The organism is Microbacterium aquilitoris, from assembly GCF_031932285.1.
In the GTDB taxonomy this organism is placed as follows: domain Bacteria; phylum Actinomycetota; class Actinomycetes; order Actinomycetales; family Microbacteriaceae; genus Microbacterium; species Microbacterium aquilitoris.
The window spans coordinates 1,133,956-1,147,729 of sequence record NZ_JAUZVT010000001.1 but is presented as its reverse complement, the minus strand read 5'-3'; the positions used below and the strand labels follow the sequence as shown (position 1 = coordinate 1,147,729).

At 70.6% G+C, this 13,774-nt stretch carries 9 protein-coding genes; 5 read left to right on the top strand and 4 right to left on the bottom strand.

The features are described from left to right. Entirely contained in the window at window positions 1-2,136 is a 2,136-nt protein-coding gene (locus tag Q9S78_RS05540) for a serine hydrolase (RefSeq protein WP_311859199.1), read from the bottom strand. Between the two features lie 190 nt (window positions 2,137-2,326). On the opposite strand from Q9S78_RS05540, the gene Q9S78_RS05535 reads away from it, so the two are divergent. The 4 genes from Q9S78_RS05535 to cydC are packed head-to-tail and all read left to right on the top strand — an operon-like array spanning window position 2,327 to window position 8,117. Further along, complete coding sequence (locus Q9S78_RS05535) at window positions 2,327-3,754, top strand: cytochrome ubiquinol oxidase subunit I (RefSeq protein ID WP_311859196.1); 1,428 nt, start codon at window positions 2,327-2,329, stop codon at window positions 3,752-3,754. A gap of 9 nt (window positions 3,755-3,763) precedes the next feature. Beyond that, on the top strand, window positions 3,764-4,798 hold the full coding sequence (cydB, locus tag Q9S78_RS05530; RefSeq protein WP_020098147.1) for a cytochrome d ubiquinol oxidase subunit II: 1,035 nt from the start codon (window positions 3,764-3,766) through the stop codon (window positions 4,796-4,798). 20 nt (window positions 4,799-4,818) lie between these two features. Next, a complete protein-coding gene (gene cydD / locus Q9S78_RS05525) occupies window positions 4,819-6,456 on the top strand; it encodes a thiol reductant ABC exporter subunit CydD (RefSeq protein WP_311859193.1) in 1,638 nt (545 codons plus the stop codon). After that, window positions 6,453-8,117, top strand: coding sequence for a thiol reductant ABC exporter subunit CydC (gene cydC / locus Q9S78_RS05520; RefSeq protein ID WP_311869362.1), 1,665 nt, complete (start codon window positions 6,453-6,455; stop codon window positions 8,115-8,117). The genes cydD and cydC overlap by 4 nt, the downstream gene beginning before the upstream one ends. 18 nt (window positions 8,118-8,135) lie before the next feature. Here the strand turns inward: cydC and Q9S78_RS05515 are convergent, their stop codons facing one another. Next, complete coding sequence (locus Q9S78_RS05515) at window positions 8,136-9,674, bottom strand: SDR family oxidoreductase (RefSeq protein WP_311859187.1); 1,539 nt, start codon at window positions 9,672-9,674, stop codon at window positions 8,136-8,138. Window positions 9,675-9,786: 112 nt separating this feature from the next. Here Q9S78_RS05515 and Q9S78_RS05510 point away from each other — a divergent pair, with 112 nt between their 5' ends. Then, window positions 9,787-11,295, top strand: a complete 1,509-nt coding sequence (locus tag Q9S78_RS05510; RefSeq protein ID WP_311859186.1) for an MFS transporter — start codon at window positions 9,787-9,789, stop codon at window positions 11,293-11,295. Here Q9S78_RS05510 and Q9S78_RS05505 read toward each other — a convergent pair. Together Q9S78_RS05505 and Q9S78_RS05500 are read right to left on the bottom strand one after the other, a co-directional pair. Next, window positions 11,290-11,895, bottom strand: coding sequence for a GNAT family N-acetyltransferase (locus Q9S78_RS05505; protein ID WP_018186988.1), 606 nt, complete (start codon window positions 11,893-11,895; stop codon window positions 11,290-11,292). The genes Q9S78_RS05510 and Q9S78_RS05505 overlap by 6 nt on opposite strands. After that, window positions 11,892-13,772: a helicase HerA-like domain-containing protein gene (locus Q9S78_RS05500; protein WP_311869359.1), complete on the bottom strand. Its 1,881-nt coding sequence runs from the start codon at window positions 13,770-13,772 to the stop codon at window positions 11,892-11,894. Before Q9S78_RS05500 ends, Q9S78_RS05505 begins: the two co-directional genes overlap by 4 nt. Window positions 13,773-13,774 lie beyond the last annotated feature (2 nt).

Genomic DNA, 13,774 nt, shown 5'->3' with positions numbered 1-13,774 from the left:
TCAGTAGGCGAGGTTGCTGCGCACGGACGAGTACCAGATCCACGCGTAGCCGCCGCGGTAGTGCATCTTGTACCAGTGCCGCTTCGAGTCCGAGACCTGCAGCGGTGTGCCGACGGGCACCGTTCCGCCGACCGCGCCGCCCGCGCTCTTCCGCCACGTCGCGTTCTTCGTGGTCCGCACGTGCAGGTCCGAATGGTTCGCGGCCGCGCCGAAGGAGCCGTTGACGTGCGAGTAGACGGTGCGCGCGATGTCGCGGATGCCGGCCTTCGACGATCCGGCGTCACCGATGACCGTGAGCACGAAGGTCCCCTTCGGGCCCCGGATGATCGCCGTGTCCGCCTGGAGCAAGCCGCCCTTCACCCAGAGGGAGCCGGGCTTGGACGCCTGCCATGCGGAGGCGGGTATGCCGTTCGGGATGCGGGAGCGGAACAGCTGCGTGTGCATGAGGTCGAGCATGAGCGCCCTGCTCGACGCGCTCAGCAGCTGCTTCTTCTCGATCCGCGACAGCAGCAGACTGAGGTCGTTGGACGTCGTGCGGTTGCCGCCGTAGAGGACGTCCTGCCCTTTGAGGACGCGCCCGTAGGAGGTCTGGCTGTACCCGCCGGCGGCGATCTGCTTGTTCAGGTTGGAGATCCCGATCCAGTGGACGAGGTCGGTGTGGCAGTAGTTGTCCGACATCCAGATGAGCTCTCGCAGGCACTCCTTCACGGTCAGCCCCGAGGACAGCTTCGTCGACAGCGACGCCTGCTTCTTGTCCACCCGGGTCAGCGCCGCCCAGGCGACGAACAGCTTCATCATGCTGGCCGGCTCGCGGCGGGTGGCACCGGTCACTCCCGACACGACCTCCAGCCCGCCGATCTGCCGCACGGTCACGGCGTACGACGATGACGGATGCCGCTTGGTCGCCGCCGTGATCTTCGCGCGCAGCGTGTCGGCGGCAGCGGTCCGGACGGCCGTGCACCCGTCGCCGGAGATGACCGTAGCGTTGAGCCGGCTCGTCGAGCCGATCGCGAGGACGGAATCCTTGCGCCGGTCGAGCATCGCTGCGGCGGCATCCGATACGCACTCGGTGCGGGCGTAGAGGAAGGGCTGGCGGAGCGCACCGGCGACCGCCGCCGCCGTGCCGGTCTCATGATTGGGCGCGTCCGCGCCCGAGACGACGACGGCGCGGGTGGTCGTGGCGGGGTACTCTCCGGCGGCCGAGACGGCGACCGCCTCGTTCGTCCCGCCGGGAAGACGCCTGACGCTGATGCCTGCGGCCCGGATCTTGTCGACGAAGTTCCGGCCCATCATCGACATCACGTTCGTGAGGACGACCTCCTTCGCCCCCACCGCCCGGAGCGCGTCCATCGTCGCGGTCGAGGCCGTCCCGCGGCCGTCGACCGCCATGAAGCCCGCGCCGGTGGCGTTCGCGGCCGCAGCGGCGATCGGAGCGGTGCCCATCGTGCGACCGTCGGCCATGTACACCCGCTTCACCGGCCCCTGGAACCGGAGGACCGCTCGCGACAGGGCGTAGGTGTCACCGCCGGCGATGCGCTCGACCGGAGCGATGGCGCCGAGCAGGCCCGCCACCTTCGTCCCGACGGAGGTCGTCGACCCGACGACGAGGATGCGGCTAGGCCGCAGCCGCTTCAGTTCAGCCGTGATCGCGGCGGGGATCGCATCGGGCGCGACGTAGAGGAGGGGCGCGCGGCGGGCGCCGGCCAGGTAGGCAGCGGTCTGCGCGTCATGACGCTTGGCGGCCGAGACGACGACCTCCGTGCTGCCGTCGGGGAAGAGCGTGCGGCTCGCTGTGATCGTCTGGTCAGCGGCCGTCGGCGCGCTCAGTCGCGTGATCGAGGGCATGCGCGGGGCCGGGGGCGCCGCCAGGCGTGCACCGGCATCCGGCGAAGGTGCGGGGGTCGGCGTGGGCGACGGCGACGGCTTCGGGGTCGGAGCGACCGTCGGAGTCGGGGTGGGCGTCGGAGTCGGAGTCGGCGTTGGCTTCGGGGCCGGAGTCGGCGTGGGCGTCGGAGTTGGAGTCGGGCTCGCGGTGGGAGTGGGGGTCGGCGACGGGGTGGGGACGGTCCCGGCCGCGGCCGGTCCCGCGGTGAGGATCAGCACCGCGGTCACCCAGACCGCCGTGAGCGCTGTCATCCGCCGCATCATCGCGGGAACACGGGAGGATTCGCCACGAGTCATGTGGCCCACCGTAGGGGGCGGAGACCGCTCCCACCATGGGGGTGGTGCGGCGCGGCGGCATCCGGGTGTTTTGCACGGCCCGATCCGATCCCGCGATCGGGACCGCGTCGTACCGTCGGAACATACCCGTGGAAGGACCAAGCCCGTGGACTTTCTGGACCCGCTCATCCTGGCTCGCCTGCAGTTCGGACTGACGACGCTCTACCACTACCTGTTCGTGCCGCTCACGCTCGGCATGGCGCTCACCGTCGCGATCTTCCAGACGATCTGGCACCGCACCGGCGACGTGAAGTGGCTGCACATCACGCGCCTGTTCGGCAAGATCTTCCTGATCAACTTCGCGATGGGCGTGGTCACCGGCATCGTGCAGGAGTTCCAGTTCGGCATGAACTGGTCGGACTACTCGCGCTTCGTCGGCGACGTGTTCGGCGCTCCGCTCGCCTTCGAAGGCCTCATGGCGTTCTTCTTCGAGGCGACCTTCATCGGGCTGTGGATCTTCGGGTGGGACAAGCTGCCCCGCCGCATCCACCTGCTCACCATCTGGGCGACCGCATTCGGCTCGATCCTGTCGGCCTACTTCATCCTCACCGCGAACGCGTTCATGCAGAACCCGGTGGGCTACACGCTGAACCCCGAGACCGGGCGAGCCGAACTGACGAACTTCTTCGCGCTGCTGACCAACCCGGTCGCACTCGCCGCCTTCCCGCACACGATCTTCGCGGCGTTCATGTTCACCGCGGCCGTCGTCATCGCCGTCGCCGCCTACCACCTGCGTCGCGGCCAGCACCTCGACACCATGCGCCCGGTGCTCCGCTACGGGATGTGGTTCATGATCATCTCCTTCGTCGGCACCGCGATCAGCGGCGATCAGCTCGGCCTCGTAATGGTGCAGACGCAACCGATGAAGATGGCGGCCGCCGAGGCGCTCTGGAAGACCGCGTGCGGGGCGGACGCATCCTTCTCGATCTTCTCCATCGGCACCCCCGACGGCACGGCCGAGGTCTGGTCGCTGCGCGTCCCGTACCTGCTGTCGTTCCTCTCGACGCACACACTCGACGGCTGCGTCGAGGGCCTCAACAACCTGCAGGCCGATTACACGGCGCGCTTCGGCTCCGGCATCGACTACATGCCCGAGATCTGGGTCACCTACTGGTCGTTCCGCTGGATGATGGGCTTCGGCGGCATCGCCACCCTCATCTCGGTCGCAGGTCTCTGGGTCACCCGCAAGAAGGCCACGCGTCCCGTCGCCGGCTGGATGTGGCGCGTCGCCATCTGGTCCGCCCCGCTCCCGCTGTTCGGCAGCCTCGTGGGCTGGATCTTCACCGAGATGGGTCGCCAGCCCTGGATCGTCTTCGGTCTCATGCACACCGCGGACGGGGTCTCCCCCAACGTCCCCGCCTGGACCGTGCTCATATCGCTGGTCGCCTTCACCGCGATCTACGCGTCGCTCGCGGTCGTCGAGTTCCGCCTCATCCTCAAAGCCGCGCAGCAGGGTCCCGACCCGCTGCCCGGACCCGATGACCCCGACCCGCGGGACCTGCCGGTCGACCAGACCCCCTCGACGGTCTACTAGGAGCACGCCATGGATCTCGCCTACCTCTGGTTCTTCATCGTCGGTGTCTTCTTCGTCGGCTACTTCGTCCTCGACGGGTTCGACTTCGGCGTCGGGATGAGCCTGCCGTTCCTCGGCCGAGATGAGGTGTCGCGGCGCCAGGTCATCAACACGATCGGTCCCGTGTGGGACCTCAACGAGACCTGGGTCATCGTCGCCGGAGCCTGCCTGTTCGCCGCGTTCCCGGAGTGGTACGCCACCCTGTTCAGCGGGTTCTACCTGCCGCTGCTGCTCATCCTGCTCGCCCTCATCCTGCGCGGCGTCTCGTTCGAATACCGACACCAGCGCGAAGGACTCGCGTGGAAGCGCGGCTTCGACCGGATGATCGTGATCGGCTCCGTGATCCCGGCGCTTCTGTGGGGCGTCGCGTTCGGCAACATCGTGCAGGGCGTCCCGATCGACGCCGACAAGAACGTCACGGGCTCGCTTCTGACGCTCCTGAACCCCTACGCACTGTGCGTCGGGGCGACCACGCTCCTCCTCTTCTTCCTCCACGGGCTGTACTTCGTGGGACTGAAGGCCGACGGCACGGTCAAGGAGGAAGCGCACCGCCTGGCACGTCGCGTCGCCCTCCCGACGATCGCGTTCGCCGCCGCGACCGTCGTCTGGACCACGGTCATCGCGATGGATCGCGAGGCACCGGCACTGGCGGCGGTGATCGGATGCGGCGTCGCCGCCGCGCTCGCGCTGCTCGGGTCGGCCGTCGCGAACCTCCGTCGCCGCGACGGGTGGGCGTTCGCCCTCGGAGCGGTCACGATCGTCGGCGCCGTCCTGATGCTGTGGTTTGCCCTGTTCCCCTACGTCATGCCGTCCTCCACCGATCCGGCGAACTCGCTCACGATCGAGAACGCCTCGAGCACCGACTACACGCTCGGCGTCATGACCTGGGCGGCGGTCATCTTCCTGCCCGGCATCCTCGCCTACCAGGCCTGGACCTACTGGGTGTTCCGCAAGCGCATCTCGCGGGTGCAGATCGAGAAGGCGGATGCCGCGGCTGCTCACTGAGCCCGCGGGAGGATCGAGCCATGCCTGACGAGACCGAGCCGCGGCAGCCGCCGGTGGACCCCCGCCTGTGGCGGTACGCCGCGGCATCCCGATCGTTCTTCGTCGTCATCGCCCTTCTGTCCCTCCTGCAGACGGCGGTCATCGTCGGCTTCGCCTTCTTCACGACCCGAGCGATCGTCGATGCGATCGCCGGGGCCGACCTGGCCGGGACCCTTCTCGCCCTCGCGGGCATCGTCGTCGCCCGCTCGGTGCTCGCGCTGATCCGTGAACGCGTCGCCGCGCGCGCGTCGGCGCGCGTCGAGTCGCAGCTGCGCGCGGCCGTGCTCGACGGCGTCGCGCAGCTCGGCCCGGAGTGGACGGCGTCGCGCAGCACGTCGCACCTCGCCCTCGTGGCGGGGCGCGGACTCGACGCCCTCGAACCGTACGTCGGGCGCTATCTGCCCCAGCTCGTGCAGACCGTGATCGCGACGCCGATCCTCGTCGCGGCGATGTGGTCGGCCGACGCGATCTCGGGCCTCACGGTCCTCCTCACCCTTCCCCTCATCCCGATCTTCATGATCCTGATCGGCCTGGCGACGCGCTCCGTGCAGCGCCGCCAGTGGGAGACACTGACCCGGCTCGCGACCCGGTTCTCCGAGACGGTGCAAGGACTGTCGACGCTCACCGTCTTCGGCCGTCAGCGTCGCGCCGCCGACGCGATCGAGCGAGTGACGGACGACTACCGCCGCGAGACGATGACGGTGCTCCGAGTCTCGTTCCTCTCGGGCTTCGCACTGGAGTTCCTCGCCTCGATCTCCGTTGCGATCGTCGCGGTCGCGATCGGGTTCCGCCTGATCGACGGCTCCCTCACCCTGAGCGTCGGCCTGTTCGTCCTCCTCCTCGCACCGGAGGCGTTCCTGCCCCTCCGTCAGGTCGGCGTGCAGTTCCACGCCGCGAGCGAGGGGGTAGCGGCCACGCGGGACGTCTTCGCTGTGCTCGATGATGCCGCCGCGGCATCCGCAGACATCGCGCCGGCACCCGCGCCGACCGGGACGGACCACGTGCTGCGCGTGCGGGACGTGCGTGTGCGCGATCTGCCGCCCGTGACCCTGGACGCGCGCTCGGGCGAGATCGTCCTGATCGAAGGGCCGAGCGGTGCCGGCAAATCGAGCCTGCTCCACGCGCTCCTCGGCTTCGCCCCCGCGACCGGACGCATCGAGTTCGACGGCGTCGCGGCGAGCTCGCTCGCGCCGTCGGCCTGGCTCGGATGGGCGGGACAGCGCGCCGGTCTCGCCGCGGGCACGGTCGCGGAGAACATCCGCCTCGGCGACGACGACATGCCGGAACGGACGGTCCGCGAAGCCCTGGCGCTCGTGGGCCTCGGCGCCCTTGACCCCGCCCGGATGCTGGGCGTGCAGGGCGCGGGGCTGTCGGGCGGGCAGGCGCAGCGCGTCGCCGTCGCCCGCGCCCTCGCCCGGCACCTCCGCGGCCACGCTCCCGTGCTCGCCCTCGACGAGCCGTCCGCGGCCCTCGATGCCGACGCCGAGGCGCACCTGTGGCGTTCCCTGCGTCAGGTGGCGGATGCCGGGGCCCTGATCGTCCTGGTCTCGCACCGAGAGAGCGCCCGGGGCATCGCCGATCGCGTCGTGCGCCTGAGCGGTGCGGAGGTCACCGCATGACGACCATGCGTGACGTCCTCCGCGACGCGGTCCCGACACCGCGGAGATTCTGGCCCGCACTCGCATCCGGGTTCCTGTCCGAAGCGTCGGCCGTCGCGCTCCTCGCCGTCAGCGCGTGGCTCATCGTCCGGGCCTCGGAGCAACCGCTCGTCATGTACGTCACGATGGCCGTCGTCGGTGTCCGCGCTTTCGCCCTCTCCCGCGCGTTCTTCCGCTACACCGAGCGCCTGTCCAGTCACGACGCCGTCCTCCGGCAGCTCGCCCGGACGCGGACCGATCTGGTGCGGCGGCTGCTCCCCCACGCCCCCGCGGGACTCGCCTCGTCATCGCGCGGCGACGCCTCTGCGGCCCTCGTCGACGACGTCGACGAACTGCAGAACCTGTCGCTCCGCGTGATCCTCCCGCTCGTCTCGTCGGCCACGGTGGCGATCGGATCGGTGCTCCTGGTCGCACTCGTGTGGTGGCCGGCCGCCCTCACCCTGCTCGCCTGCCTCCTCGGCGCCGCGGTCGCCGCCCTCGCGTGGGGCTGGGTGGCGGGGGCGCGGGCGGAGCGATCGATCGCCCCGCTCCGTGCGCGACTGCGCGACGCGGTCCTCGATCACCTCTCGCGGCTCGACGTCCTCGTCTCCTTCGGTGCGGAGTCCGCCTCGCGCGCCGCCGTTCAGGACGCGGATGCCGCCCTCCGCCGTGCCGTTCTCCGTCGGGCGGGCGCACAGGCGGGGACGGCCGCCCTCGTCTCCCTCGCCGCGGGCGCCGCGATGGTCGCCGCCCTTCTCGTGGCCGCCCCGGCCGTCGCGCCCGGTGGTCTCTCGGGCCCCGCGCTCGGCGTCGCCATCCTCGTGCCGATGGCGGTGTTCGAGGTCTTCACGGGCGTCCCCCTCGCCGCGTCCGCCTGGCGGCAGGTGCGGGCCGCGGCATCCCGTGTCGCCGGCGTCGTGCCCGAAGAAGTCCCGAGCGAGATCCCGGCAGAAGGGACTCCGACCGGCGAGGCTCCATCACTCGGCGACGGGCTCCGGCTGCGCGGCGTCGACGTGCGCTGGCCGGGCGCCGCGGCGCCTGCGCTGACCGGGGTCGACCTCGACGTGCACCCCGGCGAGCGCCTGCACATCGTGGGTGCGAGCGGCGCCGGCAAGTCGACGCTCGCTCACGCCCTCGTGAGGTTCCTCGCCGTCACCGGCGAGTACTCCATCGGCGGACGCTCGGTCGACGAGATCGCGCCCGACGACCTGCGCCTGACCGTGGGACTGTGCGAGCAGCATCCGATGCTCTTCGACGAGGACATCCGGCAGAACCTCCTCTTCGCTCGCGACACCGCGACCGACGCGGAGCTCGAAGCCGTGCTGGAACGGGTCGGGCTCGGCGACTGGCTCCGCGCCCGCGGGGGGCTGGGCGCGCGGGTCGGCGAGCGCGGCGCCCTCGTCTCGGGCGGGCAGGCCCAGCGCATCTCCCTGGCGCGGGCGTTGCTCCGCGGGTTCCCCGTGCTCATCCTCGACGAGCCGACGGCAGGGGTCGATCCGGCCGCCGCCGACGCGCTCCTGACCGATCTGCTGGGCGCCGTCGACGGGTCGCACGCGGTCGTGCTGATCTCGCACGCCGGGGTCCCCGCATCCCTCGTCGATCGCACCGTGCGCGTCGCGGGCGGACGACTGACGCCCGCCTGAACCTCAGCGCGCCGTGGTTCAGGTCGTCGGGGCCTCGCGCTCCGCCGCCGCCGCGATGCGGTTCGCCATGCCCTTGAAGATGAACCCGTGGAAGGGCAGGACGGCGAACCAGTACAGCCGGCCGGCGAGCCCGGTCGGGAAGAAGACGGCCCGCTGCTCGTACCGCGATCCGGAGCCCTCGGGCTTCGCGCGCAGCTCGAGCCAGGCGAGCCCGGGCACCTTCATCTCGGCGCGCAGGCGCAGCAGGCGGCCCTCCTCGACGGCTTCGACGCGCCAGAAGTCGATCGCGTCGCCGGCGGCGACCTTGCCGCGGCTGCGGCGACCGCGCTGCAGGCCGACACCGCCGACAAGGCGATCCATCCAGCCGCGGACCGCCCAGAGGAACGGCGACGAGTACCAGCCGTTCTCCCCGCCGATCCCGACGATGACGCGCCACAGCTGCTCGGGGCTCGCCGACGTCGTCGCGGACTGCTCGTCGGTGAAGACGAGCCGGCCCGCCCACTCGGGGTCGCTGGGCAGCGGGTCGCTCGGCACGGAGGAGACCTCGGCGTCCTGCCAGCTGGTCTCGACGGCGTCGGCTTCGACCTTGCGGAGGGCCAGCCGCACGGACTCGCGGTACGGCGTCAAGCCGCCCTCGGGACGCGGCAGCAGGTCGTCGACGGAGTGGTCGTCCATGATGCACTCGTTCTGCAACGAGGCGATCAGCGGGCGGGCGATCGCCCGCGGCACGGGCGTCACGAGGTTCACCCAGTGCGAGGCGAGTCCGGGAGTCAGCACCGGCAGCGCCGCGATCGCGCGTTGGCGGAGCCCGGCTTCGACCGCGTACCCGTTCATCATCTGGCCGTAGCGCAGTACGTCGGGGCCGCCGATGTCGACCGCCCGATTGACCTCCGGATCCACGTGGGCCGCAGCGAGCAGGTAGTGCAGGACGTCGCGGACGGCGATCGGCTGGATGCGGTTGCGCACCCACTTCGGCGCCGGCATGTACGGCAGCACGTCGGTCAGGTGACGGACCATCTCGAACGAGGCCGACCCCGATCCGATGACGACACCGGCCTGGAGGACGAGCGTCGGCGCCCCGCTGTGCAGCAGCGTCTCGCCCACCTCGACCCGCGAACGCAGGTGAGGACTCAGCGTCACACCCGCCGGGTGCAGCCCGCCGAGGTACACGATCCGACCGACGGATGCCTCGGCCGCCGCGTCGGCGACCGTCTCCGCCGCGCGCAGGTCCTTCGTCTCGAAGTCGTCGCCCCCGCCCATCGAGTGGACGAGGTAGTAGAGCACGTCGACGTCGTCGACCGCCCGGGTCACGGCATCCGCGTCCTCGGCAGCACCTTCCACGACCTCGACCTGGCTCCCCCACACGAACGCCGCGAGTCGCGCCGGGGTGCGGACGAGGACGCGCACCCGGTACCCCGCCGACAGAAGCCGTGGGACGAGCCGCCCGCCGAGGTATCCGGTGGCTCCGAGGACGAGTGCGCGCGGCGCGGAACCATCCGGTCGAGGCCGTGCGACGAGGGCCGGTTCACGGCCGGTGGGGGCGGAGAGCTCACTCATGCCGCCACGATAGACCGGTCCCGACGGGGGTCGGGCCCTGCTCAGCCCGTCGTGTTTGTCAAGAGACACGCCCCGGGATGCGAGGGTCCGATCGACTACGTACCGTGGAGAGATGGCCAGGTCATCTCGCCCCTCGGTACCCCCGTCCTCCGAAGCACTGACCCGCTCCGCGCCACCTCCGCGGCTGGGCGTCGACGACGTCGTCGTGGTCGACACCAAGCGCGTCCGGACAGCGATCGGCGGCACCGTCGTCGGCAACTTCATGGAGTGGTTCGACTTCGGGATCTACGGCTACCTCGCCGTGACGATCACCGCGGTGTTCACGGCAGACCTCCCCGAACCATGGGGTCTGCTGGCCACCCTCTTCGGGTTCGCGATCTCGTTCCTGGTCCGCCCTATCGGCGGGCTCGTTCTCGGTCCGCTCGGCGATCGCATCGGACGCCAGAAGGTCCTGTTCTTCACCATGGCGATGATGGCTCTGGCAACCGCTCTCATCGGCGTGCTGCCCACGAGCGCTCAGATCGGGCTCTGGGCGATCATCCCGCTCTATGTCTTGAAGATGATCCAGGGCTTCTCCACCGGTGGCGAATACGCGGGCGCGACCACCTACGTCGCGGAGTTCTCGCCCGACAAGCGGCGAGGTTTCTGGTCGTCGTGGCTCGATCTCGGCTCGTACGTCGGCTTCGCCGCCGGTGCCTCCGTCGTCGCTCTCACGACGATCATCACCGAGTCGGTCTGGGGTGAGACCGCGATGACGGACTTCGGGTGGCGCATCCCGTTCCTCGTCGCAATCCCGCTCGGCATCGTGGCGATCTGGTTCCGCCTCAAGATCCCCGAGACCCCCGCCTACGAGAACACCGCCGGAACCGACGAGGAGCCGGATCGCGATGATCCTCTGGCACGCCATGGCATCGTCGGCATCCTCCGTCACCACTGGCGTGAGGTGCTCATCGGCATCGCGATCGTGGCAGCGACGAACACCGCAGGCTACGCGCTCACCAGCTACATGCCGACCTACCTCGAGAAGGAGGTGGGGATCTCCAACCTGGGCGCCGCTGTCGCCACCGTGCCCGTGCTCCTGGTCATGTCGGCGTGCCTGCCGTTCATCGGCCGGCTGAGCGACCGCATCGGGCGTCGACCGGTGTACATGATCGCGGCCGGCTCGACGATCGTCCTCATGATCCCGGCCTTCGCGGTCATGCAGATCGGTCAGGAATGGGCTGTGTTCATCGCCCTCGGAATGGTCGCCATCCCTGTGGCGTTCTACGTCGCCGTTTCGGCGTCGACACTGCCTGCACTCTTCCCGACGGCGTCGCGGTTCGGCGCCATGGCGATCGCCTACAACGTCTCGGTCTCCCTGTTCGGCGGCACGACGCCGCTGTTCAGTCAGGCGCTCATCGATCTGACCGGCAACACCTTCATGCCGGCGTTCTACATCATGTTCTTCGCCGCGCTCGGCGGCGTCGCCCTGCTGTCGATGAAGGAGACCGCCAAGCGTCCGTTGCTGGGATCCGTTCCCACCGTCGAGACGCGCGAAGAAGCCGTCGAGGTCGTCGCTCGTCAGGACGAGGACCCGCTCATCGACACGTCGACGATGCCGATCCCCGTCCACCGGTCATAGCCGCATGCCGTACGCGCTCGACCCCGGCGATGACGGCAGCGCCGCGAAGCCCAGACGGGTGTAGAACGCCATCGCGCCGGTGTTCTCCGCCGAGGCGACGAGGTGGAGACCGGCGACGCCCCGTTCCCGCAAGGCGGCGAAGAGTGTCTCGATGAGTCGGCGCCCTGCCCCCTGCCCCTGCGCCTGCGGCAGCAGGTCGATGTGCAGGTGGGCGGGGAAGTCGGCCGCGTACCGCTCGGGCTTCTCGCCGCGGCCGTACGCGTAGAGCAGCGTGCCGTCCTGACGCGTGACCTCGGCCTCGGGCTTCGGCCAGCGGTTCGCGAACCGCGGCCACCACTGCGTCCGGAACCACTCCTCGAACCCGTCCGTATCGTCGGTCGCCACGACGTATCCCACCGGCGTCCCGTTCCCGTCCTCGACCACGAAGACGAGGTCCGGGTGGCGTTCCGCGTAGGGCAGCGCCCAGATGTGGCCCCAGATCGCGTCGTCCTCGAAGATCCCGGTGGCATCGCTCCCGGCATCCGCGGTCCGCAGGCAGATCTCCGAGAGCGCCGGCTCATCGCCGGGACGGAACGGACGGATGCCTCCCGCCGCGGTCATCGCCGGCGTCCGTTCCCGAACACCCCGCGGATGACGCTGCCGATGATCGACTGGGTCGTCTTCGACCCGAGGATCTCCTCGAGAGGGGATGCCTCGCGCGTGCGGCTCGTCCGGGTGCTGCCGCCGGTGGTCCGGAGGATCCGCTCGTACTCCCGCTGGGCATCGCGCTCGGCCTTCTGCTGCGCCTTGTCGGCTGCGGCCTTCTGCTTCGCGTACTCCGCGTCGGCCTTGGCCTTCTCGGTCGCCGCCTTCGCCGCATCCGCCGCGGCATCGGCGGCGGCCATCTTGGCGCCGAGGATCTCGCGCGCGGACTCGCGGTCGACGGGAGTCCCGTAGGTCGCGAGGAGCGGCGACGCGGCGACGACGGCCTGCACGGCCGCCGCGGGCGTCGGGGACATGAGGCCCTGGGGGGCGCGCAGGCGCGTCCACGCGACCGGGGTGGGGGCGCCCTTCTCGTTCATGACCGTGACGATCGCTTCGCCCGTTCCGAGCTCCTGCAGGACGCGTTCGAGGTCGTATCCCGAGGTCGGGTACGTACTCACCGTCGCGCGGAGGGCCTTCGCATCATCGGGCGTGAAGGCACGGAGCGCGTGCTGGATGCGCGAGCCGAGCTGACCGAGCACGTCCGCCGGCACATCCTTGGGGGTCTGCGTCACGAAGAAGACGCCGACGCCCTTCGAACGGATGAGCCGCACGGTCTGCACGATGGCGGCGGTGAACGCCTTCGACGCGTCGCGGAAGAGCAGGTGCGCCTCGTCGAAGAAGAACACCAGCTTGGGCTTGTCGGCATCCCCCACCTCGGGGAGGATCTCGAAGAGCTCCGCCAGCAGGTACATGAGGAAGGTCGAGAACAGTTCGGGCTTGTCGGCGATCCCCGGCACCTCGAGGAGAGAGATGACACCCCGCCCGTCGGGTGCCGTCCGCAGGAAGTCGTGCACGTCGAACTCCGGTTCGCCGAAGAAGACGTCCGCGCCGCCGTCGGCGAAGGTGATGAGTTCGCGGAGGATCACGCCCGCTGTCGCGGGCGACAGGCCGCCGAGGTCCTTCAGCTCGGGCTTGCCCTCGTCGCTCGTCAGGTAGGTGAGCACCGCCCGGAGGTCAGAGAGGTCGACGAGCGGCAGGCCGTGGGCGTCGGCGTAGTGGAAGACGAGGCCGAGACTCGACTCCTGCGTCTCGTTGAGCCCCAGGACCCGGCTGAGCAGCAGCGGACCGAACCCGGTGACGGTCGCCCGCACGGGGACCCCGGTGCCGATGCCGCCGAGGGCGAAGTACTCCGTGACGGATGCCGCCGGTTCCCATGCCTGCCCGATCGCCTCCGTGCGGGCCAGCAGCTTGGGGTTCGGCTCCCCCGCCGTCGCCACGCCGGTGAGGTCGCCCTTGATGTCGGCGGCGAAGACGGGCACCCCCTTCGCCGCGAGCTGCTCGGCCAATCCCTGGAGCGTGCGGGTCTTACCCGTGCCGGTGGCACCCGCGACGAGGCCGTGCCGGTTGGTCATGGCGAGCGGGATGCGGATCTGCGCGTCCGGGAGGGGGGCACCGTTCACGAGGGCCCCGAGGTCGAGGGTCGCCTCGTCGAAGGTGTACCCCTGGGCGATGCGGGCGACCTCGCCGTCGTCCAGCGGGCCCCCGGCGGGAGGGGCCGCAGCGGGCTGAGCGGATTCCGCCGCCGCGGGCTCGGCAGACGCGGGCTCGGCGGGTGGCTCCGCCGCAGCGGGCTCGGCAGACGCGGGCTCGGCGGGAGCGGCATCCGTCGTCACCGCCGCGGCACGGGCGGCCGCGAGGGCGGCCTGCGCGCGCGCGAGTTTCAGTTCCGCCGCGGCGGCAGCGGCTTCCGCTTCGAGGCGGGCGAGTTCGGCGGCGGCTTCATCGGCGCTCATGT

Coding starts and splice junctions, on each gene's coding strand:
- Q9S78_RS05540 (WP_311859199.1), bottom strand. CDS start 2,136: ATGACAGCGCTCACGGCGGTCTGGGTGACCGCGGTGCTGATCCTCACC.
- cydB (WP_020098147.1), top strand. CDS start 3,764: ATGGATCTCGCCTACCTCTGGTTCTTCATCGTCGGTGTCTTCTTCGTC.
- cydD (WP_311859193.1), top strand. CDS start 4,819: ATGCCTGACGAGACCGAGCCGCGGCAGCCGCCGGTGGACCCCCGCCTG.
- cydC (WP_311869362.1), top strand. CDS start 6,453: ATGACGACCATGCGTGACGTCCTCCGCGACGCGGTCCCGACACCGCGG.
- Q9S78_RS05515 (WP_311859187.1), bottom strand. CDS start 9,674: ATGAGTGAGCTCTCCGCCCCCACCGGCCGTGAACCGGCCCTCGTCGCA.
- Q9S78_RS05510 (WP_311859186.1), top strand. CDS start 9,787: ATGGCCAGGTCATCTCGCCCCTCGGTACCCCCGTCCTCCGAAGCACTG.
- Q9S78_RS05505 (WP_018186988.1), bottom strand. CDS start 11,895: ATGACCGCGGCGGGAGGCATCCGTCCGTTCCGTCCCGGCGATGAGCCG.
- Q9S78_RS05500 (WP_311869359.1), bottom strand. CDS start 13,772: ATGAGCGCCGATGAAGCCGCCGCCGAACTCGCCCGCCTCGAAGCGGAA.